Consider the following 21,653-nt stretch of genomic DNA (forward strand, 5'->3'; position numbering starts at 1 on the left):
TCCTAGCTGATAGTAACTTATCCGAATTCCCCCGGTTTCTTAAATCTCATCAGTCACCAATGAATGATTCTGTGTTTGCTCGAAAAATATACTTGTCTTTACTTTCTGCTTACCGATGGTATTTGCTAACACCAGAGCGTGCTCTAGAGGAAGCATATAAATCAGCATTAAAAATTCAGGATATTGAACGTCAACATTTTAATGGTAATAAAATTTCCAGAAATGCTGATCTTTACAGCAGTAGTGTAATGGACTACTTTCAGTCTGATTTAAACAAACTATTGAAAAATGTGAGAATGCGCTTAACCGAGTTCAAAGCCAGTCGGTGGTTTTCCAATGAAAGTAAACAAGCAGCAGCAGATAAAGCAGGTATAGAATATTCTAGTCTCACCATAGTTTTACAAAAACTGGACTTTATAGATCAGGTGGTTAACAAGTACAAAAGTGAGCAGTTAGACACTTCTGTGATGAGTTTTGTCAACGAGTCTTCTGATGGAGTAGGGGATAAAGGTCGTAATCAAGGAGAAATGGTAGGTTCCAGTAAAAACCATGGGGAGAAACCAAAAAGAAAAGCAAACTCCACAAGCATTTTACCACGATCTATTTTCACTACCATTAGTCGTCTGCAAACAGAATTAGATCCCAATGCGGAAGTGGAAGTGGTGCGGAGCTTTCGTCAAACCCAGAAAATGACAATTATCTCCATCAGATTTATCTTGCTATTAATTATCGTACCTTTACTCACATATCAAATATCTAAAGTATTAGTGGTGGGTCCCATAGTTGATAGTTTAAGACACGAAGAATCACAACAGATTTTCATTAACGAAGAAATGGAAGAGGAAGCATTAACAGAATTAGAAAAGTTTGCAGAAAGGATTAAATTTGAAAGCATGATTACTAATACACCACCTTTATCATCAACGCTATTAGAGGCTAAGATGTCCGAAAAAGCTCAGGAAATAGCCAGAGAATTTCGCCAATCTGGGTCAAATGCGATTAAGAATGTATTTTGTGATATTCTATCAGTTTTTGCGTTTATCTGTTTGCTACTGACTAGTAAATCTTCTATTTTAGTTCTAAAAGACTTTTTTGATTATGTAGTGTATGGATTAAGTGACAGTGCCAAAGCATTTATCATTATATTATTTACTGATATATTTGTCGGTTTCCACTCCCCCCATGGGTGGGAGGTGATTTTGGAAGGATTATCACATCATTGGGGTTTACCTGCAAACCGTGATTTTATTTTTCTATTTATTGCCACATTTCCAGTAATTTTAGATACAATATTCAAATATTGGATTTTCCGTTATTTGAACCGCATTTCTCCCTCTGCTGTTGCGACTTACCACAATATGAACGAGTAAGTTGATTATTTCTTGATTATTTTTTGTTTCCATCCCTAGACCTAACCAAATCATGAGAAAAATATTTCAAACAACCGTCAGTTTACCATTCTTTTTAACGATATTTTTTTTAGAAATTCCGTCAACTAAAAATATCGATACCAACCAATATAAAGTTCCTGCTGGTTGTGAAGTCAGTAAGTGGGATTTACCCCCAGATGTCAAGGCTGAAAATAGCAGCAAGCTACCAACACTCGTAAAAAGATTTGCCATTGGTTGTTGTGAAAATGATCCCTCTTGTTTGGATGAAAGAATCTTTGGTGGTACGGGGGAAGAAGTAGCTGATAGAGAACAGCTTTTAAAAGCTACAGATGAAAGCTTAAAATTTTTAAAAACCCGTCGAGCAGCGATCGCCTATCAAAAACATAAGAACCTGGGGATTACTAGATACAGAGTCTATCATAGCTTGAAAAGATTTAGGGAATTATTATTATCCACCAATTCTGCTCAGGAATTACACCAAGCCATTGCCAAAGAGTTCATTTACTATCAATCAACTGGTAGAGATAATCAAGGCACAGTTTTGTTCACCGCTTATTATGAACCATTATATGTGGCGAGTCGCAAACCTACAGCAGAATTTAAATATCCCGTTTATAGATTGCCACCTGATTTAGCATCATGGTCTAAACCTCACCCCACCCGACTAGAATTAGAAGGTGCAGATGGGTTACAAGGTTCCCGGGGCAAATTAAAGGGATTAGAATTATTTTGGTTAAGAGATAGATTTGAACCTTATATTATTCAAATTCAAGGTTCTGCTCGGTTAAAATTAACAGATGGCACAGAAACAAGTATAGGTTATGCAGGGAATACAGCCCATAATTATAAAAGCCTAGGTCGTACATTAATAGAAGCAGGAAAGCTACCCGAAAAGGGTGTAACCATGCCGAAAATTTTTGAGTATTTTCAAAAATATCCGCAAGATTTAAACATTTACCTCCCCAAAAATAATAGCTTTGTTTTCTTTCAAGAAACACACGGGGAACCTGCTTATGGTTATGTGGGTGTACCTTTAACTCCAGAACGTTCCATAGCTACGGATAAATCCTTAATGCCTCCGGGTGCTTTAGCATTAATTCGTGCGCCTTTTCCCTTTATAAAAAATGGCAAACTGGAAAATCGCATTGTTAGTCGGTTTGTCCTAGACCAGGATACAGGTGGCGCGATTAAAGGACCGGGTAGGGTAGATTACTATTTGGGCACTGGTGATATTGCGGGAAGTCGTGCAGGTGTAACAGTTAGTGATGGACAGTTATTTTATCTGTTGCTCAAATCTCCAGCACCGGTAAAACCCTAACTACTGCATTAACATTAGTCTGTTAGGACCTAAATATATATACCAAGGGAAATCTTGGTCTTTTATTGTCACCCATTTTTCTTTATAAACTTCCGCTTGTAGGTGATAGTCATGGATATTTTTTCCTGGTGAATATAACTTTAAAAATAAAGTTACTCGGTGGGGGGTTTCACTACTTCTCACCAACCAACAGGGAAAGATATTTTTGCTGGGGAGATCTTTTCCTAGAAGGTTGTTTTTAAAAACTATTTGATGGGCCCGAATGCCAACATGAGATGGAACATCAGATAGTTGATTGGCACGAAACTCCTCAACTTCCAAAACACAACCCCAATCTACTGCTTCCACAGTTTGAGAACTAGTAATAATAGCACGAGAGAAATTTTTACAACCGGTAATTTTAGCAACATTAATAGTTGTTGGGTGTTGAAAAATCTCAGATTTAGACCCATATTGTGCTATTTTGCCTCCTTCCAAGACTAATAAATTAGGACAAATCCGATAAGCTTCTTCCATATTGTGGGTGACAAATAAAGTCACACCAGCATAATCAGCTAAAGTCTCTGTCATTTGTTGCTCTAAATGACTGCGTAAATAGGTATCAAGAGCGGAAAATGGCTCATCTAACAGTAGTGCTTCTGGACGACTGGCCAAAGCTCTAGCTAGAGCTACCCTTTGTTGTTGTCCTCCAGAAAGTTGGTGGGGATAGCGATTACCTAAACTCCATAACTGCATATCCCCTAATTGTTTCTCTACCTGTAATTTAACCTGATGGGAGGATAATCCTGTAGGTAAACCAAAAGCGATATTTTGAGCCACATTCAAATGGGGAAACAGGGCATAATTCTGAAATAAAAACCCAATTTTTCGGTCACGACTAGGAAGATTAATACCTTGCTCTGAATCAAATAAAACTCTACCATTAAGGACAATTTTTCCCTGAGAGGGTGTTTCAATTCCTGCTAGACAACGCAAAATCATACTTTTCCCTGCACCAGAACCACCTAATAAACCTAAAGGTTGATTATGGGTGGCAAAATTCACCCGTAAATGAAAAGTGGGCAATTTTTTCTCAATATCTATCAATAATTGGGCAACACTCAAATTATGAACTGGAGCAAAAGAAGTATTTTGTAATCCCCATAATTCTGAAGATTCTGTAACTTCCGCATCTTTAGATTTTTGAAAACCCTGGTCAAGAAAATTCTCACCACTAACCTGGGAAGTAATCTGAGAATTGACAAAATGTTTCCTTTCTTGCCAAAAATTAGTCAGCATTATCCCTGACAAAGAAATTGACAAAATAAATACAGCCCAAAACCAAGCTTCTTGTGTATCTCCAGCTTCCACAGCAAAATAGATTGCCATTGGTATATTCTGGGTTTGTCCAGGAATATTACCAGCTATCATTAAAGTAGCACCAAATTCCCCCAAAGCACGAGCAAAAGCTAATGTTGCACCGGCCAAAATTCCAGGAAAAGCCAAAGGTAAACTAACTCGCCAAAATATCTTCCACTCCCCAGCACCTAGGGTTCTTGCTACTCGCAATAAATTAGCATCAATTTGATTAAAAGCACCTAAAGCAGTTCTATACATTAAGGGGAACGAAACCACTGTTGCAGCTATAGCAGCACCATACCAGGTAAAAACAACTGTGATGTTAAAAGACTGTAGTAGTCTACCACCAAAACCATGTTTACCAAAAAATAGTAACAACAAAAAACCCACAACTGTGGGTGGTAGAATTAGGGGAGAAATCAATATTCCCTCAATCAGAGATTTTCCCTTACCTTGATATCCTAACATCCAGTAAGCAGCAGCAATACCTAAAAAAAAGGTAATGAGGGTTGCTAAACCGGAGGTTCTTAGAGATATCCAAAGGGGTGATAAGTCCTGTGGCATAATTTTAACTTGTATTAATTCCCACAATGGCTACCAAAATTACTCAAAATAGCACCATGAGGAAATGCTAAGCATATTTTTAATATACTCCCCATGGTAAAGATGTGGCTATTTTTAGTATGGTTAAATTATTTCTGTATACTTGACTCCACTAAATCACGACTAAACTCCTCTGCTCTAGCACTGGGAACCAAGGTCCAACCCGCTTTCAATAGTTTCTGATAGGTTGCCCACCCCTTAGACCCACCAGGTATGGGATAATCAGGAACGGAAAATTGCGGAAAAGCTGTATAAGGTCGCCATGGTTGACCTGCAGCAATTTGCAGGTGTAAGATTTTCTCCCCATCACCGCTAAATTTAGATAACCAACACATTTGTCGAATCATCGCCAACTCCTTGGAATATTATACACAGTCGTGTGAGGGCAAAAATATAGATTTCAAGGAAAATTGTGGAAAAACATCAGCTCCTATTTAAAATTTGACCTAAAATTTGGGGTTTTCTAAGATGTCTCGCCTTTTGTTGAAGTTACCGACAGAGCTACAAACTGGAGTTAATTTGTAGGTGTCATGACCTGTCTTTCGTAGCCAACCTTACCTGATGGTAGGTAACTCTTTTTTATAGCAGAGTCATGCACGCTCACCCCACCTACCCAGATTGTTAATATCTGGGTAGGTTTGGGTAGATATTAATGAGCGGTACTAACAGGAGAGTTTTCAAAAGTTGCTGTCAAAATGCTTTCTCTCGGTACTAAGTTTTTTTCATGTTAACCACGGTTTTTTTCAGTGGATGTAACAATGACTACGATTTCACCCAAATTTGGTAAAAAAGGCAAAAAAGCCCATTTGTTCCCAAGTTTTACTCGTTGATGGTAATCATAGATGATAACTATTGGACTCAATTTTGGGATTGTGGTAGATTGTCAAGGTCATTTAATTTACTCTATAATATGCAACCTAACTTCCGAAAAAATTTACATACCAATATTTCTGTCACCGCAGCTGCGATCGCATTGTTGATTGCTAGTCCAGTTGCAAACTCAAATATTGCTAATGCCCAAACTAATACAACTAATACCCGCCCAGCTGCATCCATTGAAAAACCAACAGTAATTAATATATCTATTACTGAGGCACAGGTATTAGCTGCTCAAAAGGCTTGGGGAGATGCATTAGTTAGTATCAGCACTACCTATGAACAAAAGGGAATAGCTGCTGCTAGGGAATTAGCAGGAAAAATTATTGACCAAGCTTATGGCTATCAGTTTGGAGCAGTATTGTTTAAACCAACTTTAGCAAAACCACCACAAACATACCGCACCACACGCCAAGGTGCTCTTGCTTACTTTGTTGGTGGTGATCCTGCATTCCCCTCCGATAGTGGTTTTGCTCTCAAAGGGTGGCGTAAAGTAGAAATCCGTAATGCTGGAATTTTCATTAATGGTGACACGGCCATGAGTCTAGCAACTGTGGTGTTGACTGACAAGTCTGGTAAGGTTACAAGCGTGGATAAAACTTGGGGTTTCATAAAAGATAGTAGCGGTAAGTTACGTATTATATTGCATCACTCATCCTTACCTTACGGTAGTTAAGAACTAAAAAGATGGGAAGATTGCAACTACTCTTGTTGAAAAGCCAACAACTGCTGTTGATTAATTCTTCCTGCTTCATGTAAAGTATTAACAATTTCGGAAATAGTTAATACTGAATGACCACAATAACCGTTTTCTTTTAGTTTGTCTTTCACTCCCTTTTCGTGGTCAATGAAAACTACAATATCATTGACCCTTAATCCCACAGATTTAATTTTTTCAGCTCCTTCCATTACACTTTTACCACTAATAAGAATATCATCAACCACTGCGATGGTTTCTCCGGGAAGAAAATTTCCTTCAATTGCTTTGCGCGTGCCATGTGCTTTCACCTCCTTGCGGGGAAAAATCATGGGATAACCTAATCTTAATGACAACCCGGTTGCAGTAGGTAGAGAACCATAGGGAATACCAGCTAATCGGTCAAAAGTCAAACCAGCTAGTATTTTCTCATAAGCACCAATCACCTGACTAAATACCTGGGGATTGGAAATAATTTTCCGCAAGTCAATATAATAGGGAAATATGGCTCCCGATGCTTGAATAAACTCCCCAAACATGATACAACCAATGTCAAAAAGTTGTAGAATTAAGTCCTGATGGGGGTGTTTATCCTTTATATTGACATCGGGAAACCACACATCACAACTAGAAGTAGAATTAATCAAATCGCTTCTAATTTGGTTCAATTCCGTCCTTAGAGAGCGAATTTCCTGGGATAGGTTAGTGCTGCTTAACATATCTTGAGGAACCGGAATTAACAATCCATCACCATGATTGTCTAAACCCGCTGCCAAAATTGGTTGAATACTATTCTCTTGTGACCAAACACTTCGTACCATGATTATTCTTTCTGGTGCGACAGCGCGAATAGATTTTAAAATTTCAGGATTGGTTGTTCCTACTTCCAAACATAACTGTTCAGGAGTTCCCCAAGTTTTGGACTCTTGGACTACTTGCAAATAAAAGGGAGAAGTAGTAGGGTATTGTTGTAAAATAGCTGCACTAGGATTAGAAGTACAGCATAAAATAAAGACAGCTTTATCGGGATATACTAAAAATGGTGCAATATGGTCTTGTCCAGCATAAGGATTTAATGTTACCGCGTCAACTTCCCAATCTACAAATATGGAATGGGCAAACATGCTGGTAGTATTGAGATCGCCATGTTTAGCATCTAAAATAATGGGAACTTCCCCGGGAATAGATGCCATTATTTTGATTAACAGTTCTATACCTCTGACTCCTAGAGCTTGATAAAAGCCCAGGGTAGGTTTGTAAGCACAAACAAAATCTGCAGTTTCCGCAATCACAAATTGTAACCAGTTCTCTAAACTGGCGAGCAAATCAGAGCCTTGATAACGCTCTGGAATCATTTCTGGGTTAGGGTCAAGTCCTACAAAAAACAGACTCTGTTTGTCAGTAATATTTTGGTTTAATTTATCTAAAAAAATCATTTTTCACCCACCATTGTATTTTATTTGAACTGTTCTTACTTACAATCCTGCAAACCACTCATAACCTTGGTCTTCCCAATAACCTTTAAAATTTGTTAGTTCAGAAGTTAAGGTCACTCTTGTTACCCATTTACTTTGTTTATAACCCAATTTAATTGGTGTAGCTAATCGCAAGGGCGCGCCATTTTCTCTGGGTAATTTCTCGCCATTTTTTTCGTAGGCCAACAAGGTTTGTGGATGGGTGACAGAAGGTAAATCCCAACTCTCGTAATAACCATCTGCTGATTGAAAATATACGTACTTTGCATTTACATGGGGTTGAGCCAAAGCAAGTAAATCACGCAGACGAACCCCTCCCCATTGTACAATGGCCGCCCATCCCTCTACACAAACATGACGAATAATCATGGATGTGTAAGGTAAACTTTGAATTTCCCTCATATTCAGGTTTAGGGGATGATTAACTTGACCGTCAATAATCAGACGATATTTTTCTAGGTCAATAATCGGTGTACCCCGAAAGCTGTTAATGATTAGGGATTTTGGTTCAATTTGATTGGAGCTAAATTCCGGTACTGGTTTTTGTGGTTGAAATATTAACTGCTCAACTTTTTGATTCCATGGTTCTGATATTTTGCCCACTAAGTCTTCTAATGCTGGTGTACCACAACCAGTTAGGAAAAAACCCATACCTGAAATTCCCCATGTTTTTAAAAACTGACGGCGGGATACTTCCGGATTGATGACCTTAATTAGCTCTCTTTCTATTTCCTGTTGATTATGGTTCATGATTATGGTTCAATGATTTTCAATTAATTAAAAATACCAGTCTACCAAAACATGGATTCAATTAATTTATCTCCTCCTGCTCTTTTACCTAGTTGCCAATGAATGACTACAAATATAATTATCAACGGTACGGAAGCAAAATGCACAATTCTTAATCCTTGCCAGTTGCCAAATATATCCACTAGCCATGGAAATTGGGCTGGTTTATACATCCCCATACCTGTGAATGTTGCTAACAAGAGAATGGGAATAATAGCTGTGTAAACAATGCGATGCCAGCTATAGGTAAGACGTTTAATATTGTCGGTTTTCTGCAAAGCTTTAATGTCATTATTCCCCACAAATCTGTGTTGCCAACGTCTGGTCAATAAAATGTACATTCCATAGCTAAAAAGATTCACTGAAAATAGCCACATAGCTGCAAAATGCCAGTGTCTACCCCCTGCTAACCAAGCTCCTAAGGTAAAAATAGGGGGAATGTGTAATCCTCCACGACCACCAAAAACCGGATTGGCATTGTAAATTTGTAGTCCACTAGTAATCATCAGAAAAAGACTGACTATATTCAAACTGTGAAATATTTTGACCGCAAGATCTTGCTTGGGCAATTTCTGAGTTTTTCTGGTGGAGTTCCTATCTATATCCATATTCAAATTTTACTGCCTCATGTTTATATTAGTCATCTGTTAATTTAAATGCAGCGGTTAAAGCTAAAGCTAGGGCATCTGCTGCATCATCAGGTTGAGGAATTTCTTCTAAATCTAACTCCCGCATCACAGCCTCTTGTACTTCTATCTTTTCAGCTTTGCCATAACTGGTTAAAGCCTGTTTAATTTGGGGAGGGGCAAACTCCAAATAGGGAAGTCTCCGTTGTCCCAAAACCAACATGATCACACCTCTTGCTTGTGCTACTAAAATTGTGTTGGCCATTCGGTAAAAAAACAACCTTTCAATAGCAACTACATCTGGTTGTAGTTGGTCTAGGAGGGTGTGTAAATCATCAAATAAGGTACATAGTCGTTGGGTGATTTCCATATCAGAGGGGGTGCGAATCACACCGAAATCAACCATTTTTATGGTGGTATCCGACAATTTGGCTGACCTTTGCTCCAGGGAAATCGCACCAAACCCGACTATTGCTAATCCTGGATCTAATCCTAAAATTTGCCGTGTCATAAATAATAATTCCGGTTTCTGGATTGAAATTTGGTTGACCCAGGACTTGGTCGGGAGTTTCCGGTTAGCAATGGCCAAATCGTGAAGGATTAAACACCAGATAGTATATAATTTTAAACACTTCCTGTACCATACTCCCTTTTTAGGTATGTCCATCGGTTTTCTGAAACAGGCTATTAATGCTATACACAACCAACCATATAGCAGCACTACCCATCGGGTCAACCAATGGTTTAAATGGTTATCTCCTGGAATATCGGTTAAACGGTGGTTTATGGTCACTGTCAGCGGTGTCCTCCTAGCCATTTTGGGTTTGGCCATTTGGATGAAGCTAACCCCCATCTTTTGGATCTTAGAGTTACTCAAGGGTTTATTAGCCCTCTTAACAGACATTTTACCCCACTATGTGAGTGGACCATTAGTTTTGTTATTGGGTGGACTCCTAGTGCTTTGGGGACAATCTCGCACCGTGGGTTCCATTACTCAAGCTTTAAGACCACAGGGATCCCAAGAGGAACTCATAGATGTAATTTTAGCACATCATCGTTTGTATCGTGGTCCAAAAATTGTGGTTGTTGGCGGTGGTACTGGACTTTCTACCCTATTAAGGGGACTGAAAACTTATAGCGCCAATATTACTGCCATTGTCACTGTTGCTGATGATGGCGGATCTTCTGGTAGGTTACGTCAGGAATTCGGTGTTTTGCCACCGGGTGATATTCGCAATTGTTTAGCTGCTCTTGCAGATGAAGAAAAGTTATTAACTGAATTATTTCAATATCGTTTTCGAGCTGGTGATGGACTCACGGGACATAGCTTTGGTAATTTGTTCTTAACTGCTATGAGTGACATCACAGGAGATTTAGAACAAGCAGTGGCAGCTAGCTCTAAGGTATTGGCGGTTAGAGGACAGGTTCTACCTGCTACCTTGAGTGATGTGCGCCTTTGGGCAGAAATGGCTGATGGTCGTCGTATAGAAGGGGAATCTAGCATTCCTAAAGCTGGAGGTAAAATTGTCAAGATTGGCTGTCTCCCCGCCAACCCTCCTGCCATACCCGCAGCTATTAAAGCTATTCGCAGTGCTGATTATATTATTATTGGACCTGGTAGTTTATATACTAGCCTCATCCCCAACTTGCTAGTGCCTGAAATTACCCAGGCGATCGCCTGTGCTAATGTACCTCGTATTTATATCTGTAATATTATGACCCAGCCAGGGGAAACTGAGGGCTATAGTGTATCCGAACATATTCGGGCTATTGACCGTGCTTGTGGCGATCGCAAACTTTTTGATGCTGTCCTGGTCCATAGAAGGAGTCCCTCAGCTCAAGCTTTAATCCGCTATGCTCAGCAAAATTCCCACCCCGTATTTCTGGACACGGAAGCTGTTTCCCGATTAGGAAGACGCATTGTCCCTGCTAATGTACTATATGAGGACGAAACGGGTTTTGTTCGTCATGACCCCCAAAAACTAGCTAGGGTTCTATTAAAATGGTATGGTGCTGCAAGTAAAAAATAGGATCCACAAATTATTGTTATGACTAGGATCTACCTGCAAGATGCAAAAGCTACACGGGAATTTGGCATTAATTTAGCAAAAACCCTGAAGCCAGGTACGGTAATTTTATTACAGGGCGATTTAGGTGCAGGTAAAACTACTCTGGTGCAAGCCATAGGGGAAGGTTTAGGTATCAGTGACCCAATTGTCAGTCCTACCTTTACCCTAATTAATGAATACACTGATGGCATCCTACCTTTTTATCACCTGGATTTGTATCGCCTAGAACCTCAGGACGTAGCCAATCTCTATTTAGAAAACTACTGGGAAGGAATAGACACTACCCTGGGAATTGTGGCTATTGAATGGCCTGAACGCATGCCATACCTACCACCTAGCTATTTAAAGCTGATTCTGAATTATGAAAAAGATAACTCCCGTTATGTAGAAATTATTAGCTCTGACTACCTTGATACATGAGCTAGAGCAAAACGCTTAATTCCAGCTAGGTCAGTATGAATAGAAATATGGGAATAATTGCCATTATTTATCAGCATTTCCCTAACTATTTCGTCTTGTCCAGCCATCATTTCAATTAACCATACACCACCCGGGAGCAAATAGTGGGGAGAAACTTGTACTAGATAACGAATTGCTTCTAAACCGTCCACACCTCCATCTAAAGCTAAATGGGGTTCATGTTTGGCTACTTCCGGTTCTAGGGTTCCTATCATATCACTAGGAATATAAGGTGGATTGGACACCATACCACTAATTTTACCTTTGAGGTGATTTAGAGGTTCCCACCAGCACCCCTGGTGGAATTCCACCCGCTGTGTAAAACCTAGATTCCTTGCGTTTGTCTTAGCAACTGCCAAAGCCTGTTCGCTTATGTCCGTAGCATAAATCTTAGCGTTTGTCAATACCTCTGCCAAACCCAGGGCGATCGCTCCACTACCAGTACCTAAATCCACCCAGATTCCCGATTGCAGCTCCTGGTTACCAGCTTCCATCACCAAGTCAATGAGTATCTCCGTTTCTGGTCTGGGGATTAACACTGCGTCGGACACAGCAAGGGTAAATTTTCGCCAAGGGGTTTTACCTGCAAGATACTGAATTGGCACTCTTTGTTGTAACCGCTTTTGCCACAGAGTGTCTAATTCAGTTAAGGATAGCACCATGGTGATTTCCTGGTAGTCTTTAAAAGATTCCAAACGCAGTGTTAATTTATCTACTCTTGCTATCTCTTGTAATAGCCAATCTACCTCTCGTGGTGAAATACCCTTACCTAAAGCAGTGGTTATAGCCGAATTTCGCCATTTCCATAGTTCAATTCCACTAGTTAGTTGATTAATCATGAGCGTGGTTTTGGGGGTATGGTTTTTGGCTGGGCGCTATTGGAACGCAGACTATTAAGGTGTTGTCTAGATTCGGGAGATGGAATCAAAACCAGCTGTTTTAACCAGGTATCATTCTTTTGAGTCAAGGTATTAATTAATCCGTCCACACCTACAACTTGAATATAAGCCTGGGGGAACCTTCCCTTCACCTTAGTCAGTAAATTTTGGGCATCTTGTTTACTAAAAAACAAAGGAATTATGGTTTGAGGTTTTCCCCCACCTACTTGAATAGTAATGTGACTTTTATCCTTCCCAGATATGACCATAAAAATCGGCACACTTTTTAACTGCTCTACCCGTTGACCACTAGCTTTCATTAGCTGTGCTGCTCCCGTCATTTCTTGGGAGACCGGGTTAAAAGAAAACAAAAGCTGATTGGGTTGATTTTGTTGTTTTTGCTGTTTTTGATATATAAGTCCCAAAGGTACGGTAGTAACCTGCAACGTTTTGAGCATTTCCTGGGTTTTTGGGTTCTTGTCTTTCCCTAGGATTTGCCTAAACTTTTGCACAAAGTTTAAAGCTTCTTGACGGCTCATGTATACATCCGTCATTGCTCTCTCCTGTTTTCTATCTGGGGAAGATATCATGCGACTTAAAGGTGTACCCTGATCATTAGTTATCAAGTACACCGGAACTGCATCTAATTTACCCTTAATTTCTTGTGGTGGTAAGGCAAATACGGTGCGACCATAGCTTAAAGTAAGCCCTGAAGTACTAGCGATCAAACCCAAGTTAATACCCACACCAACTAATGACTGGATAAATGATTTCATAACTGCTTCTGTCTAATTGCGCTTTATTACCAAAAACGGGTGGAGGAAAATCCTCACACCCCTTGACATTAATTTCTTGACATTAGTTTCATGGTCAAGATATTTATATCAAGCTATATCAAGCTACATCAAGTTACGCCAAAAACAATAACTAAGCCCAGAACAGCTCCGAATACAATCAGAGCATAAAACTGAGCCCGACCATTTTCTAGGTACTTGAGACCTTCACCACTGACCAGGGTAAAAAACCCAGTCAAATTAACTGCACCATCCACAACTCGAAAATCAACTTCCATAACTTGTCGAGCTACACGACGTAAACCAAGAACAAACACCCGATGATAGATATGGTCAAAATACCATTTATTCAACGATAACTCGTACAGAGACTGGAACTTAGCCGCGATCGCACTGGGGTCAATTTTCTTAGCCCAATACATGAGAATTGCCAAAGTAATGCCCACCACAGAAATGGCCACAGAACTACCCGCCATGAGATAAAACTCATGGGGGTCAAATTTTGCTGCTTTTTCCATTACTTCTGTCAGAGTTTCGGTTGGGGAAAAAATAAACTGCTCAAAATAGTTAGCATAGGGAGTTCCCACCAGTCCAATCAGAATAGAAGGAATAGCCAATACTAGCAAGGGTAGAGTCATCGTCCAAGGAGACTCATGGGGTGAGTGACCATGACTTTCCAACTCGCCTTTTTTCATTGCTCCTGGTCCAAAATTAGGTTGTAATTCCCCGCCTAACTTAGCAGTAGCTTGTTTGAGCATGGTTTTGATTGTTTGGTCATTACCCCGGAATTGACCTTCAAATGTTGAGAAATACATTCTAAACATGTAAAAGGCGGTGATTCCAGCAGTTACCCAACCAATCAACCATAGTAGAGGATTTGCAGCAAAAGCTGCACCCAATATTTCATCTTTAGACCAGAACCCAGCAAAGGGCGGAATCCCAGCAATTGCCAAACAACCTATTAAAAAGGTAATCCCCGTGGCTGGCATATATTTCCTTAATCCGCCCATTAAGCGCATATCCTGAGCTAAAGCTGGGTCGTGACCCACCACTCCTTCCATACCATGAATCACTGACCCAGAACCCAAAAACAGCATTGCTTTAAAATAAGCATGGGTCATCAGGTGAAATAAACCCGCACTGTAAGCACCCACTCCCATAGCCATGACCATATAACCCAATTGAGAAATGGTGGAGTAGGCCAGTCCCTTTTTAATGTCATTTTGGGTAATGGCAATAGTCGCTCCCAAAAATGCTGTAAATGCTCCCGTAAAGGCAATCACATTCATAGCAGCTGGAACGTGCTCAAACACCGGATACATTCGCGCAATTAAAAATACACCCGCTGCCACCATTGTAGCTGCATGGATAAGCGCAGAAATCGGTGTGGGACCTTCCATCGCATCTGGGAGCCACACATGCAGGGGGAATTGGGCTGATTTGGCTACTGGACCGAGGAACACCAAAATGGCAAACAGAATGGCCAATGCATTGCTAATAGTACCCGATTCTACCAATTCTCCTAGACGATCGCCCATGATGGTAAAATCAAAGCTACCTGTGGCCCAAAACAGTCCTAGAATCCCCAGCAGTAACCCAAAATCCCCTACTCGGTTGGTTACAAATGCCTTTTGACAGGCCTCTGCTGCTGGTTTGCGGTCATACCAAAAACCCACCAGTAGGTAGGAACACATCCCTACCAATTCCCAAAAGATGTAAACTTGTACCAAATTAGGACTCAGTACCAACCCTAACATCGAAGAGCCGAATAAACTCAGATAAGCATAAAACCGCACGTAACCTGGGTCATGGGACATGTAGCCATCTGTGTAAATCATCACCAAGAAAGCCACCGTGGTCACCACCACTAACATCATAGCTGTCAGGTGGTCAATAGTATAGCCCATATTTAGGTGAAAGTTACCTGCTGATGCCCATTCCAGAGTAATTGTGTAGGGAGCATGACCTTGGTATTGACTCCATAACAAGACCATAGAGAGACCCATGGCAATTCCCATCAGGGAGACAATTAGAACAGCATTTAGCTGTCGCAGGCGATTTGTTGTTTGGTTTAACGAGATTAGTCCTAGACCTACCAGCATCGCTCCTAAGAGGGGTAAAACTGGAATTATCCAGGCATACTGATAGATTACTTCCATCACTCACGCCTCAAAATTTTGACCATTTGAGGACAATAATGCCATAACTTTCCCGTTGATGACTGTACATTAGGAAATGAGAGCAAATCAAAATTTTGTTTTTTTCACCCCTCCTATATCCAGGATGCAACAACTGGGCGGGAATTGCCTCACTCACATTCTAACCCGTCTGAACTTAGGAAAGAATTGTCAGGTCACTTCCATTAATAGGACTTTCTTATGTTCAAGATACTTTATATGGGTACGCCTATTTTTTTGCCTGTTTCCCTTTTTCTCTTGTCCATGTTACTAATATATCTGTATTTTATTTCTCCCAATGCTTGACGTAAATCATCCCGACTACGAAAACCCTCTAAACGTTCCCGGACAATTCCCTTTTCTATTAGTAGTAGGGTTGGTAGGGATTTCAGTCTATAGGTCGTAGACAACTTAAAATTTTGGTCGGCATTAACCCCTACCAGTTTCACGCCTACCCCGCATTCAGCTTGAAACTGTAGCAACAAGGGGTGGATAAGACGACACAATCCACACCAGGGGGCCTCAAAATTAACTAACACAGGTACTGAGGATTCTAAAACTTCTTCAGTAAATGTTCGATCACTAACCGATAACACCATGACGCCTCTTGATTTATAAGGTTTTTTATCACCAGCAACTATCACCGACAGGTCTAAAAAAGTCAGATTTTTACGTGAAATTGGGGTATTGACCACCCGCAATTTTTGACCTTCTTTTGCTCCGACACCAAAAATATTTAAGGACAGTTATAAAATTACTGTCAGGATATGCATGGCATCTTATCGCATTAAACAGTTTCTATTTTTGTTATTGGTTTTATCCAAACCAAGATATCTATCGGCTAGTCACCATGCATTAACTATGTTTTGGGTTTGCTTCATTGATAATCCGGGTAATAATTAGTATGACACAATTTGGGGATCATTAACCGCTTTTAAGAAAGGCGGATAATTTAACCAATGGTCTAGCCAACTTAGTGAAATTGAAATTCTATGGCAACAGTAGGGATCGTTGCTAACTACCATAATACCATATTGCTGGCCAGGATTAACAAAGGATGAGACCACCACAATAAACCTACAAAAATGGCCACCCCCAAGTAAGCAGGACGAATAAATTCCTGCCACTTTAACGATTGTCGACCATCAAAAATTGCTTGAAAGGGAATAACAGAAGTGCGCTGTCTGACTAGCTCAAAAGCTTCACCATATCTTTGACTCAACCGGTGATCTCCATGCCAAACTCCAAATAAATGGTGTAAAATTAAACCCAGTGATGTCACCAAAGTGAAGCTGGTGCCAATCCAAAGGGTGTGGGCAATACACCAGATCACTTGTCCTACCATTTGTGGGTGACGAGTAATCCGAATAATACCTGTTTCATAAAGGTGGACTTGAGGCTTTTGAATGGCAGCAATTTCTAGTAAATTGAAGGTAGCAGGATATAAAAATAAGAAGGAAATGGCTGATAATACCCAAACGGTTAACTTTACTCCCCCCATATCTTGTAATTGCCATAGTTGCCAACCATCATAACGATGATTAAAAAAGTAGCTAATTAAAACTGTTGCTAGGGGTAAGCTGACAAGTGCAAATGCGACTCGATATAATCTAGGTCCAACCTGTTTTTCTGCCCAGGGACGCAAAGCAGCACCCCCACTGTGGGCGATCGCAAAAATTAACTGTAAACCCAACATGATAAAATGACTGGTGGTCAACCAAGAATTGGAGATCATAAAGTACAATTCGAATCCAACATTTACAATACCTCAGTGTAGCTAAGTGCAGGTAACAAATATAGAGCTAAAAATAGCTAACCGGTAAATGATATAACAGTCATATAAATCATTGCCCATGTTACAACTACCCGCGCCAATTAATTTTGCAAGATGCTCTTTCCCTAGTTTATAGGTTAAGCCCTATGTCTGACCTTCCTTTTACTTTAGACCAGTTACGCATTCTCAAAGCCATCGCCCAAGAAGGGAGCTTTAAACGTGCTGCTGAGAGTCTTTATGTCTCCCAACCAGCTGTCAGCTTGCAAGTACAAAACCTGGAACGTCAGTTGGATGTTCCCCTATTTGACCGGGGTGGGAGACGGGCCCAACTGACTGAAGCTGGACATCTCCTCCTTAACTATGGTGAAAAAATCTTGGGTTTGTGCCAAGAAACTTGCCGTGCAATTGAGGATTTACAAAACCTTCAAGGTGGTACCCTGATTGTCGGTGCTTCTCAAACTACGGGAACATACTTGCTACCACGCATGATTGGTATGTTTCGTCAAAAATACCCCGATGTGGCGGTACAACTTCATGTTCACTCGACCCGTCGTACAGCATGGAGCGTGGCTAATGGACAGGTTGATTTGGCAATTATTGGTGGTGAAATACCCACGGAACTGGCAGAATATTTGGAGGTTCTCCCATACGCTGAAGATGAATTAGCCCTGATCTTACCTACCTTCCACCCTTTTACCAAACTCCATACCATTCAAAAGGAAGACCTATATAAACTACAGTTTATTGCCCTCGATTCCCAATCTACTATCCGTAAAGTTATTGACCATGTGCTAATACGTTGTGGTCTTGATACTAGAAGATTTAAATTTGAAATGGAGCTAAATTCCATTGAAGCTATTAAAAATGCTGTTCAATCCGGTCTGGGCGCAGCCTTTGTTTCTACCTCAGCTATTGTTAAGGAGTTACAAATGGGCATGCTCCATCGCTCAACCATTGAGGATGTAATTGTCAAACGCACACTGTGGTTGATTTTTAACCCCAATCGCTATCGTTCTAAGGCTGCAGAAGCTTTCAGTGAAGAAATTCTTCCCCGCTTTGCTAATCCCGGATGGAATGCAAATGCCTTAAAAACCTCACCACCTACTACCAGTCTGTTAGATATAGACACAGATAATGACAGTTTATTTGCATAAGATTCGGAATAACTCACATTAACTTACATCCTGGGCTGCTTAATTACTTTTATGGAAAACTGGCAATTTCTAATCCAGAAACAGGGCGATCGCCATTGGCAAAGTCTCGATTCCTCCCGTTTGGAAATTTCGCTGGGTAGATATAGGGTCTTGGCTCGTTCTCATCTTGTTAATCAGCAGGTGGAGGTACTAGTAACCCATTCTCTTCCCTGGACAGATCAATCTAAAAAGCTGATTGTTCAAGGTACTCGTCGGTCTAATCAGAATGGTTTGATCGCCGTTTTACCTTTTACTGACCTCCAGGAGGGAATTTGGGAATTACAATGCTGGGGAAGGGTAGGGGAGGATGAATCTTGGCAATACAGTCTGGTACTGGGGGTTTCTTCCCCTGATGAACATGGGTTAACGGAAAATAACAGTCAGATTGATACTGAAACTGAGTATAGTGAATATGGATCTGACGATGCTGGTGGTGATCCTATTTCATCCAATATGGAAGATTTGATCAATCAACCAGCTAGTCCTGTGTTTTCTGAAGGAAAAACTGCGGAAGAAATTTTCCAAAGAGTAATAGATTTCACCAGTCCCCAATCCCAGGGTGAATATTTATCCGGGACATCTGTTCATCAGTCCCCATCTCTACCTCTAGAACTGTTTTTGGAACAGAATACCTACATCGTCAACTGGGGTAAGCCGTTTAGTATTAACGGTTATGGAATTTTATCAAGCAGCAAACAACTCACATCTCCCTCATTATCTCCCGTTAAAATATATCAGGTTCATCTGTCGGTTCAGGTGCGATCTCCTGGTGAATCCAAAATTCTCTTTGATTTCCCACAGCACCTCTCCACAGAAGAACTCTTACCTTTTGCTTTTAGTCACAACCTTACTATTCCCCATGACTGCATATCACAATTACTTTTGGCCACCGTAAATCTGTGTGGAAGTTTTACTCCCCATGATCAGGTTATCCTACTGGCCAGCTATCCCTTTACCATCACAGCTGAATTTGATCAGTTACTACCTCTAATCTCACAAACCTCTCTGGTACTTTCTACTTCACCGGGTCATTATACTGGGATTTTATCCCCTCCTTCATCTTCTCCATCACATCTAGGGTTAGAACTGTTTAATCTGGTCAAAAAACCCGAATTAGCCCATTTTCACGTTTTGGAACCAGCTCCTCACCAACCACTCCCTCCCAAAATTCAACCAGTATCTAAAGAGAGTAGGTTATCACTGGTACCGGTGGAAATAGACCAGGAACTTTATCCGGTAGATATGGAGTTAGGACCAACCCTGGAAGTATCAAAACAGAAGATTTTCCAACCAGAGCAGTTAAATGTTGAAACTTCACTTTTAAAGAATACTGTCAATTTACCGGGTGATGAAATAGTTATTGATGATGTAAGTATTGATATAATTACTAATCCGGAAGAACAGGGGCAGTATGATAGTGCTAATCAATCCCTGGAGTTGGAAAAACAACCATGGAACGATGTAAAAACTGGACAAGAGATGCTAGATTCAGTAAGTCTACCTACCCCCGGACTGTTTTTACCCAGTGGTGAGTTACTAGCTGGATCTTTGATCAAGATTCGCTTAGAAGTTGATCAGATGTATCCAAACTTAACCATCAAACTATGGTTAGAAGACTGCCAAAACCGGGAGTTGTTAGATGGTCCCCATGTACTGACAGATTTCCAACCCCATTCCCTGGGAAAGTGGCAAACAATTACCCAGTTGGTTGTACCCCTGGGTTGTACCCAAATTCTCCTGGGGGCGATCGCTGTGGAGTCTAACAGTCAAAGGGAAAGTCATAAGGTCACAGCTATCAGGAACATAATGGTAAATCCACAAGCTCCCGTTCCCATATCAAATCACGATCTTTGTTAAAAATCTTGACCATTTGTCAAAGGGGTGAAAATTGTGCAGTAAACTCCTAAGATGACCTCGATTTTCAAGGATCCTTACTATGTCAGGTTCATTATTGCCCTCTATTTTGGCTTATTCTTCATTTTTGCCTTCGATTTTCGTTCCTTTAACTGGTTTAGTTTTACCAGCAGTTGCCTTCGCTTCTTTGTTTTTATATATTGAAAGCGAAGATATTGGCTAGTTGAGGCTCCTACCGACCCAAAAAGTCGGTGGGTGTGTTTTGATGCTTGAACGGAGAGGGGGAGATTCGAACTCCCGGAGGTTTTAGCCTCATCCGATTTCAAGTCGGACGCAATCGACCACTCTGCCACCTCTCCAGATTATTAAAATATAACATACCACATCATAACCAATAATTTAATTTTTGGCAATGGTTGGTCTAACTTTTGATTCCCGTAGATCCAATCCCCTGAATCAATTGCTTTTGTCCCACAAAGAATAATACTAATACTGGTACAGTAGCAATGGTAACTGCTGCCATCATTAATGGCCAGTTATTTGTAAACTGCTCTTGAAATCCTGCTAAAGCTAGTTGTACCGTCATCAATTCTGGTCTAGTGGTAAACATTAAAGGTTTAAATAAATCGTTCCATTCACCAATAAAAGTAAATAAAAATAAAGTTACCAAGGCCGGACGTGATAAAGGTAGAAGGATATGCCAGAGGATTTGTAAGGGATTAGCTCCATCTAAAATGGCAGCTTCCTCTAATTCTAAGGGAATGGTGGCAAAATATTGGCGTAGGAGAAAAATCCCAAAGCCATTGGCGGCGGTAGGTAAAATCATTGCCCAGTAAGTGTTAATCATATTTCCCCACTTTAACAGGAGGAAAATGGGAATAACCAAGAGCTGAAAGGGAATAACCAAAGTTGCTAGAATTAGGAGCAATATAGCCTGTTTACCCCGAAATTGTAACCGAGATAGGGCGTAACCAGCTAAAGCAGAGGTAATAATCTGAAAAGCTGTAACTGCGATCGCCACTAGGGTAGAATTAGCAAAAGCCAGTAGAAACCGACCTCTTTCCCAGGACTCCAGATAATTGGCCCAAGTCCAACTTTTCCCTGTCAACCCCAGACTTTCACCCGCTGAAGAAAAAGAGGTGAGAAAAACAACGATCAAAGGTAGTAAAATGATAAGTGATCCAAGCAATAAGAGGAAAAAACTCCAAAAATGTTTGACCTTACCATTCCAGATCAGATGCAACAACATTGTTTATGACTCCATTTATGACTCAAAAATCATTGGTTTTTCCTAGTCTTACCATAGAAGTAAGGGTGGATGAGCGGGGTACAGAATTGTTTC

General features: G+C 40.5%; 20 protein-coding genes and 1 tRNA gene. 8 read left to right on the forward strand and 13 right to left on the reverse strand.

Annotation, left to right across the window (positions count from 1 at the left end; all coding sequences use genetic code 11):
- The first annotated feature begins 59 nt into the window (after positions 1 to 59).
- On the forward strand, positions 60 to 1,370 hold the full coding sequence (locus IAR63_RS11865) for a proton extrusion protein PcxA (protein WP_187705419.1): 1,311 nt from the start codon (positions 60 to 62) through the stop codon (positions 1,368 to 1,370).
- A gap of 52 nt (positions 1,371 to 1,422) precedes the next feature.
- Positions 1,423 to 2,709 (forward strand): murein transglycosylase A, encoded by a 1,287-nt coding sequence (gene mltA / locus IAR63_RS11870; protein WP_187705420.1) that lies wholly within the window; start codon positions 1,423 to 1,425, stop codon positions 2,707 to 2,709.
- Here the strand turns inward: mltA and modB are convergent, their stop codons facing one another.
- The gene (gene modB, locus IAR63_RS11875) at positions 2,710 to 4,611 is read right to left on the reverse strand and encodes a molybdate ABC transporter permease subunit (protein WP_187705421.1); all 1,902 of its coding nucleotides are present in this window, start codon (positions 4,609 to 4,611) and stop codon (positions 2,710 to 2,712) included.
- Positions 4,612 to 4,739: 128 nt separating this feature from the next.
- Complete coding sequence (locus IAR63_RS11880) at positions 4,740 to 4,997, reverse strand: hypothetical protein (protein ID WP_057179095.1); 258 nt, start codon at positions 4,995 to 4,997, stop codon at positions 4,740 to 4,742.
- Positions 4,998 to 5,560: 563 nt separating this feature from the next.
- On the opposite strand from IAR63_RS11880, the gene IAR63_RS11885 reads away from it, so the two are divergent.
- Entirely contained in the window at positions 5,561 to 6,202 is a 642-nt protein-coding gene (locus IAR63_RS11885; protein WP_187705422.1) for a hypothetical protein, read from the forward strand.
- 26 nt (positions 6,203 to 6,228) lie between these two features.
- Here IAR63_RS11885 and IAR63_RS11890 read toward each other — a convergent pair whose 3' ends face one another.
- Genes IAR63_RS11890 through ruvC form a run of 4 tightly spaced genes read right to left on the reverse strand, consistent with a single transcriptional unit; the run spans position 6,229 to position 9,624 of the window.
- Complete coding sequence (locus IAR63_RS11890; RefSeq protein WP_115538061.1) at positions 6,229 to 7,659, reverse strand: bifunctional orotidine-5'-phosphate decarboxylase/orotate phosphoribosyltransferase; 1,431 nt, start codon at positions 7,657 to 7,659, stop codon at positions 6,229 to 6,231.
- Between the two features lie 39 nt (positions 7,660 to 7,698).
- Positions 7,699 to 8,448: a molybdopterin-dependent oxidoreductase gene (locus IAR63_RS11895; RefSeq protein WP_187705423.1), complete on the reverse strand. Its 750-nt coding sequence runs from the start codon at positions 8,446 to 8,448 to the stop codon at positions 7,699 to 7,701.
- A gap of 41 nt (positions 8,449 to 8,489) precedes the next feature.
- Complete coding sequence (locus IAR63_RS11900) at positions 8,490 to 9,095, reverse strand: cytochrome b/b6 domain-containing protein (protein ID WP_187705424.1); 606 nt, start codon at positions 9,093 to 9,095, stop codon at positions 8,490 to 8,492.
- A gap of 28 nt (positions 9,096 to 9,123) precedes the next feature.
- Positions 9,124 to 9,624: a crossover junction endodeoxyribonuclease RuvC gene (gene ruvC, locus IAR63_RS11905; RefSeq protein WP_181406992.1), complete on the reverse strand. Its 501-nt coding sequence runs from the start codon at positions 9,622 to 9,624 to the stop codon at positions 9,124 to 9,126.
- A gap of 148 nt (positions 9,625 to 9,772) precedes the next feature.
- Here ruvC and IAR63_RS11910 point away from each other — a divergent pair, with 148 nt between their 5' ends.
- Both IAR63_RS11910 and tsaE read left to right on the forward strand, forming a co-directional pair.
- Positions 9,773 to 11,143 (forward strand): gluconeogenesis factor YvcK family protein, encoded by a 1,371-nt coding sequence (locus IAR63_RS11910; protein ID WP_187705425.1) that lies wholly within the window; start codon positions 9,773 to 9,775, stop codon positions 11,141 to 11,143.
- 18 nt (positions 11,144 to 11,161) lie between these two features.
- Complete coding sequence (tsaE, locus tag IAR63_RS11915) at positions 11,162 to 11,602, forward strand: tRNA (adenosine(37)-N6)-threonylcarbamoyltransferase complex ATPase subunit type 1 TsaE (protein ID WP_096543796.1); 441 nt, start codon at positions 11,162 to 11,164, stop codon at positions 11,600 to 11,602.
- Here the strand turns inward: tsaE and prmC are convergent.
- The 5 genes from prmC to IAR63_RS11940 all read right to left on the reverse strand — a co-directional run bounded on the left by prmC (position 11,587) and on the right by IAR63_RS11940 (position 17,225).
- Positions 11,587 to 12,480, reverse strand: coding sequence for a peptide chain release factor N(5)-glutamine methyltransferase (gene prmC / locus IAR63_RS11920; protein WP_187705426.1), 894 nt, complete (start codon positions 12,478 to 12,480; stop codon positions 11,587 to 11,589). The two genes, tsaE and prmC, sit on opposite strands and share 16 nt — an antisense overlap.
- Positions 12,477 to 13,295 carry a Tic22 family protein gene (locus tag IAR63_RS11925; RefSeq protein ID WP_187705427.1) on the reverse strand — a complete coding sequence of 273 codons (819 nt, stop codon included), beginning with the start codon at positions 13,293 to 13,295 and terminating at the stop codon, positions 12,477 to 12,479. The genes prmC and IAR63_RS11925 overlap by 4 nt, the downstream gene beginning before the upstream one ends.
- A gap of 128 nt (positions 13,296 to 13,423) precedes the next feature.
- Positions 13,424 to 15,472 (reverse strand): NAD(P)H-quinone oxidoreductase subunit 5, encoded by a 2,049-nt coding sequence (locus tag IAR63_RS11930; protein ID WP_187707456.1) that lies wholly within the window; start codon positions 15,470 to 15,472, stop codon positions 13,424 to 13,426.
- 233 nt (positions 15,473 to 15,705) lie between these two features.
- Complete coding sequence (locus IAR63_RS11935; RefSeq protein ID WP_187707457.1) at positions 15,706 to 16,089, reverse strand: thioredoxin family protein; 384 nt, start codon at positions 16,087 to 16,089, stop codon at positions 15,706 to 15,708.
- Between the two features lie 419 nt (positions 16,090 to 16,508).
- Positions 16,509 to 17,225 carry an NnrU family protein gene (locus tag IAR63_RS11940; protein WP_187705428.1) on the reverse strand — a complete coding sequence of 239 codons (717 nt, stop codon included), beginning with the start codon at positions 17,223 to 17,225 and terminating at the stop codon, positions 16,509 to 16,511.
- Positions 17,226 to 17,410: 185 nt separating this feature from the next.
- Between IAR63_RS11940 and IAR63_RS11945 the strand changes: the two genes are divergently transcribed.
- The 3 genes from IAR63_RS11945 (at position 17,411) to psaI (ending at position 20,534) form a co-directional block, all read left to right on the forward strand.
- The gene (locus IAR63_RS11945; protein ID WP_187705429.1) at positions 17,411 to 18,418 is read left to right on the forward strand and encodes a LysR family transcriptional regulator; all 1,008 of its coding nucleotides are present in this window, start codon (positions 17,411 to 17,413) and stop codon (positions 18,416 to 18,418) included.
- Between the two features lie 51 nt (positions 18,419 to 18,469).
- A complete protein-coding gene (locus tag IAR63_RS11950; protein WP_187705430.1) occupies positions 18,470 to 20,314 on the forward strand; it encodes a hypothetical protein in 1,845 nt (614 codons plus the stop codon).
- A gap of 79 nt (positions 20,315 to 20,393) precedes the next feature.
- Positions 20,394 to 20,534: a photosystem I reaction center subunit VIII gene (psaI, locus tag IAR63_RS11955; RefSeq protein WP_071985125.1), complete on the forward strand. Its 141-nt coding sequence runs from the start codon at positions 20,394 to 20,396 to the stop codon at positions 20,532 to 20,534.
- A gap of 51 nt (positions 20,535 to 20,585) precedes the next feature.
- Here the strand turns inward: psaI and IAR63_RS11960 are convergent.
- Both IAR63_RS11960 and IAR63_RS11965 read right to left on the reverse strand, forming a co-directional pair.
- Positions 20,586 to 20,670, reverse strand: a tRNA-Ser gene (locus IAR63_RS11960).
- A 62-nt stretch (positions 20,671 to 20,732) separates the two neighbouring features.
- Positions 20,733 to 21,560, reverse strand: a complete 828-nt coding sequence (locus IAR63_RS11965; RefSeq protein ID WP_187705431.1) for a carbohydrate ABC transporter permease — start codon at positions 21,558 to 21,560, stop codon at positions 20,733 to 20,735.
- Positions 21,561 to 21,653: the final 93 nt, after the last annotated feature.

This window comes from Cylindrospermopsis curvispora GIHE-G1, assembly GCF_014489415.1.
Lineage (GTDB): Bacteria > Cyanobacteriota > Cyanobacteriia > Cyanobacteriales > Nostocaceae > Raphidiopsis > Raphidiopsis curvispora_A.